The sequence below is a fragment of the Luteimonas gilva genome (assembly GCF_005239095.1).
GTDB classification, from domain to species: Bacteria; Pseudomonadota; Gammaproteobacteria; order Xanthomonadales; family Xanthomonadaceae; genus Luteimonas_C; species Luteimonas_C gilva.
In genome coordinates, this window is sequence record NZ_SZUA01000003.1 from 257316 (window position 1) to 272044 (window position 14729).

At 60.6% G+C, this 14729-nt stretch carries 15 protein-coding genes; 9 read left to right on the top strand and 6 right to left on the bottom strand.

Translation table 11 applies throughout. The features are described from left to right. Nucleotides 1-179 precede the first annotated feature (179 nt). The 4 genes from FCE95_RS14850 (at nt 180) to FCE95_RS14865 (ending at nt 7242) form a co-directional block, all read left to right on the top strand. Entirely contained in the window at nt 180-1094 is a 915-nt protein-coding gene (locus FCE95_RS14850; RefSeq protein WP_137267829.1) for a glycosyltransferase family 2 protein, read from the top strand. Nucleotides 1095-1358: 264 nt separating this feature from the next. Continuing rightward, complete coding sequence (gene aceE / locus FCE95_RS14855) at nt 1359-4049, top strand: pyruvate dehydrogenase (acetyl-transferring), homodimeric type (RefSeq protein ID WP_137267830.1); 2691 nt, start codon at nt 1359-1361, stop codon at nt 4047-4049. A 227-nt stretch (nt 4050-4276) separates the two neighbouring features. After that, entirely contained in the window at nt 4277-5431 is a 1155-nt protein-coding gene (locus FCE95_RS14860) for a protein kinase family protein (RefSeq protein WP_189644787.1), read from the top strand. Further along, nucleotides 5431-7242 carry a tetratricopeptide repeat protein gene (locus FCE95_RS14865; RefSeq protein WP_137267832.1) on the top strand — a complete coding sequence of 604 codons (1812 nt, stop codon included), beginning with the start codon at nt 5431-5433 and terminating at the stop codon, nt 7240-7242. Before FCE95_RS14860 ends, FCE95_RS14865 begins: the two co-directional genes overlap by 1 nt. A gap of 85 nt (nt 7243-7327) precedes the next feature. On the opposite strand, the gene FCE95_RS14870 is transcribed toward FCE95_RS14865, so the two are convergent. Next, a complete protein-coding gene (locus FCE95_RS14870) occupies nt 7328-8074 on the bottom strand; it encodes a hypothetical protein (RefSeq protein WP_137267833.1) in 747 nt (248 codons plus the stop codon). 307 nt (nt 8075-8381) lie between these two features. Here FCE95_RS14870 and FCE95_RS14875 point away from each other — a divergent pair, with 307 nt between their 5' ends. Both FCE95_RS14875 and FCE95_RS14880 read left to right on the top strand, forming a co-directional pair. Then, nucleotides 8382-8864, top strand: a complete 483-nt coding sequence (locus FCE95_RS14875) for a DUF5671 domain-containing protein (protein ID WP_223266916.1) — start codon at nt 8382-8384, stop codon at nt 8862-8864. Further along, complete coding sequence (locus FCE95_RS14880; protein WP_137267835.1) at nt 8861-9283, top strand: hypothetical protein; 423 nt, start codon at nt 8861-8863, stop codon at nt 9281-9283. The genes FCE95_RS14875 and FCE95_RS14880 overlap by 4 nt, the downstream gene beginning before the upstream one ends. A gap of 188 nt (nt 9284-9471) precedes the next feature. Here the strand turns inward: FCE95_RS14880 and FCE95_RS14885 are convergent, their stop codons facing one another. Genes FCE95_RS14885 through FCE95_RS14895 form a run of 3 tightly spaced genes read right to left on the bottom strand, consistent with a single transcriptional unit; the run spans nt 9472 to nt 10951 of the window. Then, nucleotides 9472-9666, bottom strand: a complete 195-nt coding sequence (locus FCE95_RS14885) for a hypothetical protein (protein WP_137267836.1) — start codon at nt 9664-9666, stop codon at nt 9472-9474. Next, nucleotides 9663-10607, bottom strand: a complete 945-nt coding sequence (locus FCE95_RS14890; RefSeq protein WP_137267837.1) for a DUF1570 domain-containing protein — start codon at nt 10605-10607, stop codon at nt 9663-9665. The genes FCE95_RS14885 and FCE95_RS14890 overlap by 4 nt, the downstream gene beginning before the upstream one ends. Then, nucleotides 10604-10951, bottom strand: coding sequence for an excalibur calcium-binding domain-containing protein (locus tag FCE95_RS14895; RefSeq protein ID WP_137267838.1), 348 nt, complete (start codon nt 10949-10951; stop codon nt 10604-10606). Before FCE95_RS14895 ends, FCE95_RS14890 begins: the two co-directional genes overlap by 4 nt. A gap of 148 nt (nt 10952-11099) precedes the next feature. Between FCE95_RS14895 and FCE95_RS14900 the strand changes: the two genes are divergently transcribed. Continuing rightward, a complete protein-coding gene (locus FCE95_RS14900) occupies nt 11100-11642 on the top strand; it encodes a hypothetical protein (protein ID WP_137267839.1) in 543 nt (180 codons plus the stop codon). Nucleotides 11643-11738: 96 nt separating this feature from the next. Here the strand turns inward: FCE95_RS14900 and ltaE are convergent, their stop codons facing one another. Together ltaE and FCE95_RS14910 are read right to left on the bottom strand one after the other, a co-directional pair. Further along, on the bottom strand, nt 11739-12752 hold the full coding sequence (ltaE, locus tag FCE95_RS14905; protein WP_137267840.1) for a low-specificity L-threonine aldolase: 1014 nt from the start codon (nt 12750-12752) through the stop codon (nt 11739-11741). Nucleotides 12753-12892: 140 nt separating this feature from the next. After that, nucleotides 12893-13696: a helix-turn-helix domain-containing protein gene (locus FCE95_RS14910; RefSeq protein WP_137267841.1), complete on the bottom strand. Its 804-nt coding sequence runs from the start codon at nt 13694-13696 to the stop codon at nt 12893-12895. 18 nt (nt 13697-13714) lie between these two features. On the opposite strand from FCE95_RS14910, the gene FCE95_RS17180 reads away from it, so the two are divergent. After that, a complete protein-coding gene (locus FCE95_RS17180) occupies nt 13715-13858 on the top strand; it encodes a hypothetical protein (RefSeq protein ID WP_189644788.1) in 144 nt (47 codons plus the stop codon). After that, on the top strand, nt 13858-14727 hold the full coding sequence (locus FCE95_RS14915) for an NAD(P)-dependent oxidoreductase (protein WP_223266917.1): 870 nt from the start codon (nt 13858-13860) through the stop codon (nt 14725-14727). The genes FCE95_RS17180 and FCE95_RS14915 overlap by 1 nt, the downstream gene beginning before the upstream one ends. The last annotated feature ends 2 nt before the right edge of the window (nt 14728-14729 follow it).

Here is a 14729-nt window from a genome sequence, read left to right on the forward strand (position 1 = left end):
GGCGTCGGGGGCGTCGGATATTATCCGCCGGAGTAGAGGCCAAAGCATTCGCTGGCCCGCTTTTGTGGGAGGGGCTTCAGCCCCGACAGGCAGTCCAGCGACCCATGTCGGGGCTGAAGCCCCTCCCACAAAAGCGAATGGCGTCCTAAGTCGGTTCGTCCGGCGTTCAGTGGAGCGGCATGTTCCCCGAAGTCTCCGTCATCGTCCCGAACTACAACCATGCGCCCTATCTGGCGCAGCGGGTGGATTCGATCCTGGCCCAGACTTTCCGGGACTTCGAGCTGATCCTGCTCGACGACCGCTCCAGCGACGATAGCTGGACCGTGCTCGAGCGCTACCGCGGCCATCCCCAAGTCGCGCACCTGATCCGCAACGACGCCAACAGCGGCAGCCCGTTCAAGCAATGGGAAAAAGGCATCGGCCTGGCCCGCGGCCGTTATGTGTGGATCGCCGAAAGCGACGATTGGTGCGAACCGACCTTCCTGGAAACGGTGCTCGCCGGCCTGCGCGCCGACCCGGACTGCGTGCTTGCCTACTGCCAGGCTTATTTCGTCGGCCCCGACGGCATGCTCAATTGGCAATCGCGCCACGATCGCTTGGCGGAAACCCTCGACGGCCGCGACTTCATCCGCCGCCACATGGCCCCGACGTCCATCTACAACGCCAGCATGGCGGTGTGGCGCAAGGACAAATACGGCCAGGTGCCGAAGGATTACACCCAATACCGCTTCTGCGGCGACTGGCTGTTCTGGATCGGCTTGGCGCGGCTGGGCAAGGTCCACATCAGCGGCAAATTGCTAGATTACTACCGCCAGCATCCGCACAACGTCAGCACCGGCGTCTACCGCAGCGGCTTGAACTTCGTCGAAGAGATGAAGGTCGCCGACTGGATGTACGCCGAAGGCCTGCTCGGCGATCGCGAATACAGCGCGTTCTTCAAGAAGAAGTACCGGGAGTACCGGCCGCTGCGCGCGCAATTGGATCCGGCGTTGCGCGAACAGATCCGCGACCTGTTCGCGCATCCGGCCTCGCCGAAGACGCCGCTGGCGAAGATCCGCGCCAGCGCCTGGTGGGCCGGCCTGCACGGCCGCTGACGCTTCTCCTTCTCCCATCGGGAGAAGGTGCCGAAGGGCGGATGAGGGTTCGGCGTAGCGACGCGGGCGGGAACGACGTCGTTCTCCGCACCCTCACCCCAACCCTCTCTCGGCGGGAGAGGGGGCGAACGCAGACTTTGAATGACCCGGATAAAATACAAACAGAATAAACCCGGGCAAAATTAAATCCTGCAAAACCCCTGTTAGACTCCCGGCTCTAATCGACCCCAATCCGCGGCCGGTGCGCCGCGACGGAGCTTCGCGATGAACTGGCTCAACGACTTGCTGCAAAACGATCCCGATCCGGCCGAAACCCAGGAGTGGATCGAATCGATCAAGGCTGTCATCGACGCCGAAGGCCCCGAGCGCGCGCACCAGCTGCTCGAGAACATGGTCGAGCTCACCCGTCGCGCTGGCGCCCATCTGCCGTTCGCGCCGACCACCGAATACATCAACACCATTCCCGCGCACCTGGAGCCGAAAGCCCCGGGCGACGCGACCATGGAGTGGCGCATCCGTTCGATCATCCGCTGGAACGCGATGGCGATGGTCGTGCGCGCCAACCGCAAGCCCGGCGACCTCGGCGGCCACATCGCCAGCTTCGCGTCGTCGGCCACGCTCTACGACGTCGGCTTCAACCATTTCTGGCGCGCGCCGACCGACCAATTCCCTGGCGACCTGCTGTACGTGCAGGGCCACAGCTCGCCCGGCATCTACGCCCGCGCCTTCCTCGAAGGCCGCATCAGCGAATCGCAGCTCGACCACTTCCGCATGGAAGTCGACGGCCGCGGCGTCAGCAGCTATCCGCATCCGTGGCTGATGCCGGATTTCTGGCAGACGCCGACCGTGTCGATGGGCCTGGGCCCGATCGCGGCGATTTATCAGGCGCGCAATTGGAAATACCTGGAAGGCCGCGGCCTGATGCCCAAGACCGACCGCAAGGTCTGGTGCTTCCTCGGCGACGGCGAAACCGACGAACCCGAATCGCTCGGCGCGATTTCCGTCGCCGGCCGCGAAGGCCTGGACAACCTGGTCTTCGTCATCAACTGCAACCTGCAGCGCCTGGACGGCCCGGTGCGCGGCAACGGCAAGATCATCCAGGAACTGGAAGGCGCGTTCCGTGGCGCCGGCTGGAACGTGGTCAAGACCGTGTGGGGCAGCTATTGGGATCCGCTGCTGGCGAAAGACCATCAAGGCATGCTCAAGCGCCTGATGATGGAAACCGTCGACGGCGAATACCAGAACTGCAAAGCCTTCGGCGGCGCCTACACGCGCGAGCATTTCTTCGGCAAATATCCGGAAACGCTGGCGATGGTCGCCAACCTGTCCGACGACGACATCTGGCGCTTGAACCGCGGCGGCCACGATCCGCACAAGGTCTACGCCGCGTACCAGAACGCGGTCGACACCAAGGGCCAGCCGACCGTGATCCTCGCCAAGACGGTGAAGGGCTACGGCATGGGCGCCGCGGGCGAAGCGCTGAATCCCACGCACCAGACCAAGAAGCTGGACGACGAAGCCGTGCGCGCGTTCCGCGACCGCTTCAAGATCGCGATCAGCGACGACCAGCTAAAAGACGGCAACGTGCCGTTCTTCCATCCCGGCGAGAAGTCGCCGGAAGTCGAATACATGCTGGAACGCCGCCGCGCGCTCGGCGGCTTCCTGCCGCAGCGCCGGCGCAAGAGCACGCAGACGTTCAGCGCGCCGAAGCTGGAAGTGTTCGACCGCCTGCTGAAATCCACCGGCGACCGCGAAATCAGCACCACCATGGCCTTCGTGCAATCGTTGAGCATCGTCCTGCGCGACAAGCAGATCGCCCCGCGCGTGGTGCCCATCGTCGCCGACGAAGCGCGCACCTTCGGCATGGAAGGCATGTTCCGCCAGCTCGGCATCTACGCGCCGCAAGGCCAGAAGTACAAGCCGGTCGACGCCGACCAGCTGATGTACTACCGCGAAGACGCGGCCGGACAAGTCTTGGAAGAAGGCATCACCGAAGCCGGCGCGTTCTCGTCGTGGATGGCCGCGGCCACCAGCTACAGCACCAACGATTTGCCGATGCTGCCGTTCTACATCTTCTATTCGATGTTCGGCTTCCAGCGCATCGGCGACAGCGCCTGGCAAGCGGCGGACATGCGCGCGCGCGGCTTCCTGCTCGGCGCCACCGCCGGCCGCACCACGCTCAACGGCGAAGGCCTGCAGCACGAAGACGGCCACTCGCACCTGCTCGCGGGGGCGATCCCGAATTGCCGTCCGTACGACCCGACTTTCGGTTACGAAGTCGCGGTGATCCTGCAGCACGGCATGCACCGCATGCTCGACGAGCAGCAGGACGAGTACTACTACCTGACCCTGATGAACGAGAACTACGCGCACCCGGACATGCCGGAAGGCGCGGCCGAGGGCATCATCAAGGGCATGTATTTGTTGAAGGACGCCGGCAAGCCGAAGAAGGGCGAACTGCGCGTGCAACTGCTGGGCAGCGGCACGATTTTGCGCGAAGCCATCGCCGCCGCCGAGCTGCTGGACAAGGATTTCGGCGTCACCGCCGACATTTGGAGTTGCCCCAGCTTCACCGAACTGCGCCGCGACGGCTTCGACGTCGAACGGCATAACCGTTTCAATCCCGAAGCGAAGACCCCGCGCAAACCCTACGTCACCGAACTACTGGAAGGCCGCCAAGGCCCGGCCATCGCTGCCACCGATTACGTCCGCGCCTACGCCGACCAGATCCGCGCCTTCGTCCCCATGCGCTACACCGTCCTGGGCACCGACGGCTTCGGCCGTTCGGATACCCGCGCCAACCTGCGCCGTCACTTCGAGGTGGATCGGTTCTATATCGCCCATGCGGCCATTGCGGCGTTGGCGGCGGAAGGGAAGATGACCGCTAAGGATGTGGCGCGAGCGATTAAGCAGTACAAGATTGAGGTGGAGAAGCCGAATCCGGTGAGAATTTAACAGCCCACGGCAGTCAATGATGTATCTACTGGGCCGCTTCCCTGCGCGGCAAAACGATAGGCTCGGTATAGCCCCAGCTAAGCTGATAAGTAGCTTTGGGCGGGTAGAGAGGTGTATATAGCGATCTACATGCCCAGTAGAACGCCCATCTGTTCTACGAACGATGAGTCTTCGGGTAATGGAGCGCACAGGGGGTCAGTTTGTTACATGCAAACAGTCAGCTCTTAGTGGACACCTTAGTTGGCCTGCCACTGTTAAATGGCCGCTACTCTGGACTTGAGCTCGTCAATGTTGTGGGCAACGATAAGCGCGGATTCTTCTCCCTAGTTTTCAAAGCTCATGACGAACTAGAGGATCGCGCCGTAGCACTCAAGTTCTTCGATATTGATCCACAAAAGCAAAATAGATACAGAATCCTCTGCTTTGAGAGAGAGCACCAAATTCTTGTGTTGCTGCGAGGCGCATCAAGGTGTCTGCAGGTCATGTCGGATTTCATGGTGTTCAACCTTGAAATTAATCTACCTGGGCAGTCAAACCCTATCGTGATTCCAGCGCCATACTTTGCTACTGCGTGGTTGGATGACGATATCGATGATTATTTTAATCAACAAGAAGCAGTTGATGCGATAAGTAAGCTAAAGCTTTTCAATGACGTAGTGCTGGCTGTTGAAAGTCTACATTCAAGAAGTATTTTTCATCGCGACGTAAAAGTCGACAACTTGAGACAACAGAGATCAAATGGAAGGCGTGAGGTTGTCGCGATTGATCTAGGCACGGCCGCGCGCTGTGACTCGCCACCAATGCTCCCTGCATATGGTCAGCCGGTGGGTCTACTATCATATTCCGCGCCAGAAACTTTTTGTGGGTTGGCCGGAAATCGTTCTATTGCGCCATCAACGGATATGTATGCGCTTGGGTGCATGCTATTTGAATTATTCCACCCAGATGACTTTCCCTCAGCGTTGAGGTTTGCAAACGCCGATTTCGATTTACGTGTATCCGCGCTTCAGTCCCGGATAGGTGCTGGGACGCATGACGGAGAACGAATGGAGGCCTGGGATATTGAAGCGCCTCGGCTATTGAATGGCCTTACCGCTATTCGACTTTCTTCCGAAAGCTCCTCTGCTCCAAGTGCAATAATCGATATTGTTAGCGATCTAATATTGGAGATGACAAGAGCAAACTTTCGAAGCCGCGAGAAAAGCTTCGCTAGAGTAAGAAAGCGTATCTGGTGTGCAATTCGAATACTTGAGAACGTGGCGTTGGCAAGGAGAAGGTCGCAGATAGCGGCTGCCAGACGACAGGCAAGAAACGAGAAAGCAAGAACTAGAGCGCTTCGAAATGCATCAAGGCTTCCCTCAATCGCTCCAGAGGTGGCGTGATGGATACAAATAAGCCGCCAGATTCTCCGGTACTTTCTATTTCGCCTGGACGGATCGAGATAGTCTTCACGGAAGATATTCTTGGGGCTCTTGCGTATATATCGAAACCGATTGAAGACATCAATGAGATGGTAGAGCTCGAAAAGAGTTCATTCTCGTTGAAAGAGCATACCTCTAGATCGGAGGCTCTTCGAGCTGAGGCTGAGTTAAAAATTGCGCTTCTTCAAAGGAAGTATGAGAAGTTTAGAAGCTCGCCTACATTCCTAAATAGGTTGGCCAATCTCTACTCATTTGCAGGGAACACATCCTCAGAAGAGCGTCTTATTTCCGAGGCGTATCGCCTTTCAAACCAAGTATTTCACGCCCGCAAATTGGCCGAAGTCAATGTGAGGAGGGGTGAGGCTGATGCTGCTACGGTAATTTTCAATGAGCTGGCAGACTCCGACTCTTATTCTGCCTTGCGCCTTGCCTCGTTTCATATCACCGATGGAGATTTTGAGGCCGCCCGTCAATGGGTAGAAAAAGCAATTGAGCTGAATCCATCTGGTTACGCGGAACGCCTTTTCCATGGCGCGTATAACATGGTCAATGGAAATTTAGGAGCCGCAGTTACTAGTTTCAGGATGGCATTGGAGGCTCGTCCAAATTCATCTGTTGTCTACACCAATCTCGGCTTAGCCTATTTAGGATTGCATCGAGCAGACAAAGCGTTTGATGCATTCAAAAAAGCGATTGCTTTAGATCCGTTTAATAGGAACGCCCTAATAGCTTTGGCGGATTTAGCGAGCTCGTCAGAGAGAGATGCCGATGTCGTCAACTCTCTTAGATACTTCGTTGAATTTGAGCAAAGAGATGCATCCGTATGGGAGCGATTAGCAAGATCTTTATTACGCCTGAACTTAGTTGACGATTGCATACATGCCTTAAAAAGGCAGGGCGGCTTAGTGTCGTCGGTTGCTGTTTGGAACAATTTAGGCGTTGCGTACGCAAAAAAGGGCTTGAGAGATCTAAGTATGAAGGCATTCAAGCACGCCTTCACTTTGGATGCAGAGCATGGCATTCAGCAAGATTTGCTTGTTGCAAGAAATGCAACAGCTTTGGTCTCTGGCGCTGGACAGCATGAGATTGCGCTTATCATGACTTCTTCGATTATAGAGGGTGATACGGACAGAGCTGTCGCGAGAAGTGATGTTATTAGCGATATATATATAACGCACATGCATTCGTTGTTGAAATTAAAAAGATACAACGAAGCGATCAGCTCTGCCGACGAGCTATTGAACACGGAAGGGGTGGCGAACAAAGTGGTTCGCTGGATAATTACGGCGGAAACGGCTCTATTTGGGCTTGAAAGAAATGAAGATGGGAGGCTTCATTCTTTACTTGATCAGGTGGAGGGGCGTTTTGATAGCGAGGACTACAAAGACGTAACGATGATGAACAACTTAGCCTTTGCTTTTGCTGAAATGAATAGGCTAGCTGAAGCGGACGCTTGCATAAATCATGTTTCATGGGCTGTGCATAGACACGCCTACATTACGGCAACTCTTGGATTGATAAATATACGTAAAGGACGTTTAGATAAAGGAGAGCACCTATATCGCGAGGCAATCAGGCTGGCAAATCGCGATTTCGATAAGAATAGAATTCGGCAGAAAATGCATATCGAAATAGGTAAGGCTCTCATGGCGACAGATAAGAAGAAAAGTAGAGCTTTATTTGAGCGCGCAAAAAATGAACGCCAAGGCGAGTTCGTTTTAAGTTCTCAAGCTAAACGGTTGCTAGAGTCGTTGGCTAACACTAATAAATAAACGTAATGGGATATGCGCTGAGTAAACACAGGGCTTACAAGGCCGTAGGCTGGGTTAGTTTTATCAACCCAGCATCGCGAGTCGGCTAGTTAGCCGGTTTGCCCGATTGAAGTGATGCGATTCGCCTTAGCTCTATTCCGTTGATTTCTATTACATAGCTTTGCTTGGTCGTTGGGTTATAGACGGCAAGGTGGCTTTGAGAGGCATCCAGAACTGGGCCTGACATCACTAGACCCCCGGCCTTGATGACATCAGTGCAGGGCGCTTCAACTGAACAGCCTTTTGCATAGCGCTGACGGAGCTTTTCAGCTTGTGCCTTCCCGGCGTATTCGCCAGGCGCTCCTACGACAACCATCAAAAGCAATACAAGGGAGACTGCGCCGGGAACGCTTCCGCCCACGACCAGGCACAGACTAAAGAACCGGAGTGCAGCCTTAATCCATGCGGGCAGATTTTCAGCCCATTCGGCTTTCTTCGGATTCCAGCGAAGGAGTTGCCAGTACGCTAGAAGTGCTGCTGAGAACAGAATGCAGTACAGAAAGAAGCTCCAAGACTGATCTGCGTAAATCTTGAAGAGCAAATACCAACGGTCAAGAAGCACGTAGAAGCCGTTCGTCAATATCCAAGTCACGTCCTTTGGAAATAGGTCGGGAGGAACGCCCATTTCGTTTAGAAAAACGCGGTGCGCGATAACGCCGATGGCATGCAGACATACGCTGCCGGCAGTGAGCAGCGCGGCGACTAAGGGGAGTAGTGTGAGTAGTGATTTGCCGCGGGATTCAGTGACTGGTGTTACATGTTCCCCTCGATCTACGCTTCGATGACGTGCCATACCTGACTTCCTTGATGAGGAGAATGATGGCGAGACCCAGCCAACGGCTATTTACCAATATAAACAACTGTGTGCAAAACGATTGACCAGCGGACCGCCGACAGCCTTGCTAGGCTCCGCTAACCGATCAGCGATAGGGGAACTCATGGCCGCGGCTACTCAAGACCTGGAACTCTTCGTCCGCGACGCCCTCGCCCGAGGCCAGTCCAGGTCCGTCATCGAAACGACCCTTACCCAAGCTGGCTGGCCCCCCGAACAGATCCGGGCCGCACTAAGCGCCTACGCCGATCTGGATTTCCCAATCCCCGTGCCCAAACCGCGCCCCTACCTGTCGGCGCGCGAAGCCTTCCTGTATTTGGTCCTGTTCGCCTCGTTGTACTGGGCGGCCTGGCATCTGGGCAGCCTGGTGTTCGACCTGATCAACCGCGCCTGGCCCGATCCGGCCAGCGACGTCTACGCCTTCCGCCGCGTGGGCGAGTCGATCCGCTGGTCCACCGCCTCGGTGATCATCGCCTTCCCCGTGTTCCTGTTCGTCGCCCGCTACTTGGGCAAGGAACTCGCGCGCAATCCGGTCAAGCGGTTGTCCGCCGTGCGACGCTGGCTGACCTATCTCACCCTGTTCGTCGCCGCGGCGGTACTGATCGGCGACATGATCACCCTGGTCTACAACCTGCTGGGCGGCGAGCTCACCATCCGCTTCGTATTGAAGGTGCTCGTCGCCGCGATCATCGCCGGCACCATCTTCGGTTACTACCTCACCGACCTGCGCCGCGAGGAGAAAGAAGCGTGAGCGCGTCCGGCGCCGGACGCTGGCTGGCGATCGGCGCGACCGTCGTCGTCGCGGCCGCGGTGGTCGCCGCCATCGTCGTGATGGGCGGACCGACGGCGCAGCGCGAGACCCGGTTGGATAAACGTCGCATCGCCGACCTCGTCCGCATCCAGCGCGACGTGCGCAACTATTTCGACTCGCACGACCGACTGCCGCCCGACCTCGCCACACTCGCGAGCCAGCCCGGTCGTCGCCTTCCGCGCGATCCCGGCAACGGCGCCGCCTACGAATACGCAACGATCGACGCGGGCAGATTCCGTCTGTGCGCCGTGTTCTCCACCGACACCGCGAAAACGCCCGAAGGCGCCGAAGCCTGGGGCGACACGGATTGGAGCCATGCCGCCGGGCGGCAATGTTTCGAGCGCAAGGCTAAGGAATAGCCGCTGCGGCTCGGAGAGGCGGGTAAGCGATTCCAACGACGCTAGCGCTCGGTATCGACGGGACGGACGTCATGCACGGCGATGGTCATACACCCCTGTGCGAATCAGCGAGCTGTTGACCAGCAAACCGCGATTTATCCCTATATAGATCGGTGTGCAAAACGATTGATCTGCGGGCGCGAAGGGGCTCAAACATGAGCCTCGGAAATCGCCAGCGCGACGGAAACGCCCGTTTTGGGTTTGCCTTTGCGCACCAAATCCTCTTTCAATAAATAGTGCGAGCTGATCAACGTCGTCATCACGCCCAAAACGATCGAGGCGATCAGTAGCAGCAGCACTTTCGTCTTGGCGGCGCCGGTGGGTAGGGGTGCGACTGGGGTCATGGTGGTCCTTTCATGGGATAGCGCGCCGGCGGCAGCTGGGTTTTCAGGTAGGCGTACCACTCGTCCTGGATGCGTTCGATCGGTCCGATGAGCCGCTCGAATGCCTCGGGCGTGCCCGGTTGCGCGATCAGCGCGCGGTACCGCTGCGCGTACCTCCCGTCGCGGTAGTGGAACAGGAAGTGCGACAGGCTCCAGTACTCCACGTAGTACAGGTTCACGTGCTCCGCGATCGGCGGTCCGGTGTCGGCCATCAGATCGCGCAGCGGGACGATGCGGCCTTTGCGGATGTCTTCCTGCAGATCGCCGGTGAGATTCAGGCCGCGCAGTTGCCAGATGGGGTAGGTGTCGGGGTCGATCTCGCCCAGCGCCAACTTGCCGTCGCGCAGGCGGCTGGTGCTGAAATAGGACGCCACGCCTTCGTCGATCCATTTCGTTTTCGGGAAGTGCGCGACTTCGTTGCGTAGCTGGTGCGTGGCCTCGTGCAGCATCCAGTGATAAGGATTCTTCTCGCCGGCGTCGTAGTAGGCGTACGACCACGGCGCGCGGTAGTAGGCCTCGGCCCAGGGCTGGCTGGCGTTGTTCGCTTCGAACTCGGCCCGATCCCGGTAGAGCATCAGCTTCAGCTTCGGCGCATTCGCTTGCGGCGCGATCCGCTCGCGGAAGCATTCGGCGTAGGCCGCGTACAGGCTTTCGACGGCTTGCGCGACGCGCGCGGTCTGTTCCGGCGTCGCGTTGGAAGCGATGGCGTAGTGCACCGTCGTTTTCGTCACCGCGACGGATTCGACGCCGGGCGGAAGCGGAGCGGATGCCGTTTTGCCGCTGCGATCCAGGAAACGGCTGAGGATCACCGTGCCGATCGCGGCGCATACGATCAGCGCGATCAACAGCAGCAGGACTCGCGTCCTGATCGCGCCGGCCGGCGGCGGCGAATGCAGGGTCATTCGCACCCTGTCCCGTCGCCGTCGCGGTCCAGATGCGGCCCGTATCCCGGTTGCCCGCGACGCACCGGCGCGGCGCCGGCGGCGCGCGCGGCGGCGCAATTCCGGAACGCGCCGGCGTTGCGGGCGGGAGTGACGAAATCGGTCAGATTGTTACGCGCGGCGTAGCCCGTACCCGCCGAAATTTGCGCAGCCGCCAGGTCCGGCGCGCGGTGGCAGTGGTAGCCGCCGTGCTTGCGGTCGTGGTGGCAACCGTGCCGATCCAGCCCGCCGCCGTGAGCGAACGCGGCTCCCGCCGGCAACAAGGCCGCCGCCAGGGCGAGCCCTGCCGAAAGTGAGTGGTGCATGCCGATCCCCCGATGCGGCCATCCAAGGGATAGCACGCAATTTGCGGGCCAATCGGGACGGCCTCGGCTCGGCTTGCGTCCCTGCGTCCGGCGTCGTCGCGTGGACATTCGCGGCTGCGCGCCCTAGCGTACGCGCTCCAACGGGGGAATGGCGATGAACGAGTGGGCCAGGCGCATCTTGGGCGCGCTGCCGGTGATCGGCTGCGGCGCAGGACTGATGCTGCAGATGCTGGTGGTCAAGCAGGGATTGCCGAACCCGATGACGGGCATCGTCGTCGGCCTCTTCGCCTTGCTCTACCTGTACGGTGCCGTGGTCGGCATCATGCTGCTGCAGAACGACCCGCGCGCACCGGCGTTGAACTTTCTCTACTGGCTCACGCAGGTGTTCCAATACACATCCGTCGTCGTGTCCTACCAGTTCTGGTCGACGGCATGCCTGACCTTGTGGCGCAACGCCACCCAACAAGCTTTGAATTTGGAAGCGAACCTGGGTTCGGCCTTCCGCTTCAGCATGATCGAGCCCGATACGGATACGCGATTCGGCATCAATATCTTGGCCTTGGCGGTATCGATCTACTTGTTCAAGCAATATCGTCGCGAACGCGCGTGGAGAGCGGCCGAAGAGGCGGCGCCCGAAGAGCAGGCAGACGTGGCCGGAGATGCGGACGGCGCAGAAGCGAACCCGATCTGACGTCACGGTCCAGAAGCGTAGGGCAGACCCGCCGCAGGCGATTCCGCCGATAGACGGTTTGCTGTGGATGCCGGAATCCGCTGCGCGGGTTCCGCCCTACGTTTTGAAGCTGCGGAAGGTTTCGATAGTGCGTTGCATGCCGGCATCGTCGATATCCAAATGCAGCACCATGCGGATGCCCGGCGTATAGCCGATCGACAGGCGCACCCGCGCCGCATCCATGTGCGCCTTCAGCGCCTGCAAGCGCGGCGCCGGCACTTCGATGAAGACCATGTTGGTGTGCTGGCCGACGACTTCGAGGCCGGGAAGGCCGCGCAGACCTTCGGCCAGGCGCGCGGCGCGGGCGTGGTCGTCGGCGAGGCGCGCGACGTTGTGGTCCAGCGCGTACGAACCCGCGGCGGCGAGGATGCCGGCTTGGCGCATGCCGCCGCCGGCCATCTTGCGCAGGCGGCGCGCTTTGTCGATCAAATCGCGCTTGCCGAGCAGCACGGAGCCGACCGGCGCGCCCAAGCCTTTCGACAAGCAGACCGAGACGCTGTCGAAATGTTGCGCGATCGTCCGCGCTGGCACGCCTTGCGCGACCGCGGCGTTGAACAATCGTGCGCCGTCCAGATGCAGCGCCAGGCCGCGGCGGTCGCACAGCGCGCGCGCTGCGGCGAGATAGTCCTGCGGCAGGGCGCGGCCATGCCAAGTGTTTTCCAGGCACAACAAGCGGGTGCGCGCGTAATGCGGATCGTCGGGCTTGATCGCGCGTTCCACCGCGTCCAGCGGCAGCGTGCCGTCGGCGGCCTGCGGTAGCGGTTGCGGTTGGATCGAGCCCAGCACCGCCGCGCCGCCGCCTTCGTATTTGTAGGTGTGCGCGTCCATGCCGACGATGTATTCGTCGCCGCGCTGGCAATGCGACATCAGCGCCAACAGGTTGGATTGCGTGCCGCTGGGCACGAACAGGCCGGCCTCGAGACCCAGATCGTCGGCCAGGCGCTGTTGCAGCGCGTTGACCGTGGGATCTTCGCCGTAGACGTCGTCGCCGACTTCGGCATGCAGCATCGCCTCGCGCATCGCGGGCGAGGGGCGGGTGACGGTGTCGCTGCGCAGGTCGATCCAGTCCATGCGCCGATGTTAAGCGAGTCTTATATCTTTTGTGGGAGGGGCTTGAGCCCCGACAAGAGTCGCCGCGAGCCCTGTCGGGGCTGAAGCCCCTCCCACAAGAGCAAAACCGTGCTGCGGTGCTTGCGGCGTGGTGGTCCGGCTCAGCGCCCGCCGCGCAATAACGGCGCCGCCGCCGCGCCCAGCACCCGGCGCAGGCATCGCACCATATGGCTGTGATGGGAGAAACCGGCTTCGAGCGCGATTTGGTTCGCGGGCAGTTCGCGTCGCAGCAGCAGTGTGCGAGCGCGTTCCACCCGCCGCCGCACCACATAGGCGTGCACGGGCAGGCCGGTGGAGCGTTTGAACAAGGTCTTCAGATGCGAGGCGCTGATGCCGGCGACTTCGGCCAGGCGCGACAAGGTCAGCGTTTCGTCCAGGTGCGCTTCGACGTAATCGGAGACGCGCCGCAATTGCGGTTTCGACAATCCGCGCGAAGAGATCGACTGCAGAGCGCGATGTTGCGTCACCAGATGCGCGGCCAAGGCCAAGCCCACGCTCTCCGCGTACAGCGGACCGCTCGGGCTTCCGGCTTCGCGGTCGGCGCGCAGCGCCCAGGCCAGATGTTCGATCTGCGGATCGCGCAATTGATGGCGCGGCGCCAGGCCGATGCGCGCACCGTCGAAGCCCAGGCCCTCGGCGGTGCGCTGCAACAGCGAGGGCGGAAAGCGCAGCACGATCGAGGCGCTGGCATCGTCCTCTTCCCAACGCGCGGCGCTGCCGGCGGGCAAGAAGTCGATGTCGCCCGAGGCGGCGGTGAAGCGCTTGCCTTCGCAGCGCCCGCGGGCGTGGCCGGACTGGATGCGGATGCGATGCTCGTCGACCGCGTCGAACGAAATCACGCCGCGCGGATGGGCGTGCAGATCGACTTGCAGCGCCGGCGGGGAAGAAACGGCGGTCGCGAGCATGGCGCATCTCCAGCGGGAATGCCGCGATTGTGGCCTTTCGTTTGGACCATCGGCGCGGACAGTGCATCCCATTGCCCGGACGTGCTCGGCGCGCGGCCGTTCGTGCGCGCAAGCGCAGGCGTGGATGCGCAGGATGCGGCCACCGATCAGGAGACGACATGATGAAACGAGCCACCGTACTGGGTTTGGGGCAAATGGGATCGACGCTGGCGCGCTTGCTGCTGCAAGCCGGCTACCGCGTCGCGGTATGGAACCGGAACGCGGCCAAGGCCGAACCGCTGGTCGCGCTGGGCGCCATGGCGGCGGCGAGCGCGTTGGAAGCGGTCGCCGCTGGCGACATCGTCGTGGTCTGCGTGCTCGACTACGCGGCGGCCCGCGAGATTTTGCGCCAGGACGGCATCGCCGCCGCTCTCGAAGGCAAGCTGCTGCTGCAGCTGGGCACCGGCGGCGTGCAGGAAGCGCGCGACGACGAAGCTTGGGCGCGCGAACACGGCGCGGCTTATCTGGACGGCGCGATCCAGGCCGGCCCGGATTACATGGGCAAGCCGGATACGCCGATCCTGTTGTCGGGCAGCCAGGCGACTTACCGCGCGCACGAAGGGTTGCTGCGCGTGTTCGGCGACGGACTGACCTATCTCGGCGAGGACGCGGGCGCGGCCAACGCGATGGACATGGCGACGCTGTCCTACATCTACGGCACCGCGCTCGGTTTCATGCACGGCGTGCGCATCGCCGAGACCGAAGGCTTCGGCGCGGCGCAGTACGGCGCCTTGGTCGCCGAGATCGCCCCGAGCTTCGCCGGTTTTCTCAAGTACGAGGCCGAGGTGATCGAATCGGGCGATTTCGCCATTACCCAGAGTCCGCTGCGCATTTCGGTGGAGGCCACCGAACGCATCGCGCGGGCCGCGCGCGAGCGCGGCGTCAACGACGAAATTCCGGCGTTCGCCGCGGGCCTGTTCCGGCGCGCGGCGGACGCCGGCTACGGCGACGAGGAAATCGCCGCCTTCATCAAAATATTGCGGGCGCCGTGAGA

What these genes read in the sequence shown, in the direction of transcription:
- FCE95_RS14865 (WP_137267832.1), top strand. Translation starts at nt 5,431, where the DNA reads ATGGATACAAATAAGCCGCCAGATTCTCCGGTACTTTCTATTTCGCCT.
- FCE95_RS14915 (WP_223266917.1), top strand. Translation starts at nt 13,858, where the DNA reads ATGAAACGAGCCACCGTACTGGGTTTGGGGCAAATGGGATCGACGCTG.
- FCE95_RS14870 (WP_137267833.1), bottom strand. Translation starts at nt 8,074, where the DNA reads ATGGCACGTCATCGAAGCGTAGATCGAGGGGAACATGTAACACCAGTC.
- FCE95_RS17180 (WP_189644788.1), top strand. Translation starts at nt 13,715, where the DNA reads ATGCCGCGATTGTGGCCTTTCGTTTGGACCATCGGCGCGGACAGTGCA.
- FCE95_RS14885 (WP_137267836.1), bottom strand. Translation starts at nt 9,666, where the DNA reads ATGACCCCAGTCGCACCCCTACCCACCGGCGCCGCCAAGACGAAAGTG.
- FCE95_RS14890 (WP_137267837.1), bottom strand. Translation starts at nt 10,607, where the DNA reads ATGACCCTGCATTCGCCGCCGCCGGCCGGCGCGATCAGGACGCGAGTC.
- aceE (WP_137267830.1), top strand. Translation starts at nt 1,359, where the DNA reads ATGAACTGGCTCAACGACTTGCTGCAAAACGATCCCGATCCGGCCGAA.
- FCE95_RS14850 (WP_137267829.1), top strand. Translation starts at nt 180, where the DNA reads ATGTTCCCCGAAGTCTCCGTCATCGTCCCGAACTACAACCATGCGCCC.
- FCE95_RS14910 (WP_137267841.1), bottom strand. Translation starts at nt 13,696, where the DNA reads ATGCTCGCGACCGCCGTTTCTTCCCCGCCGGCGCTGCAAGTCGATCTG.
- ltaE (WP_137267840.1), bottom strand. Translation starts at nt 12,752, where the DNA reads ATGGACTGGATCGACCTGCGCAGCGACACCGTCACCCGCCCCTCGCCC.
- FCE95_RS14895 (WP_137267838.1), bottom strand. Translation starts at nt 10,951, where the DNA reads ATGCACCACTCACTTTCGGCAGGGCTCGCCCTGGCGGCGGCCTTGTTG.
- FCE95_RS14900 (WP_137267839.1), top strand. Translation starts at nt 11,100, where the DNA reads ATGGCGATGAACGAGTGGGCCAGGCGCATCTTGGGCGCGCTGCCGGTG.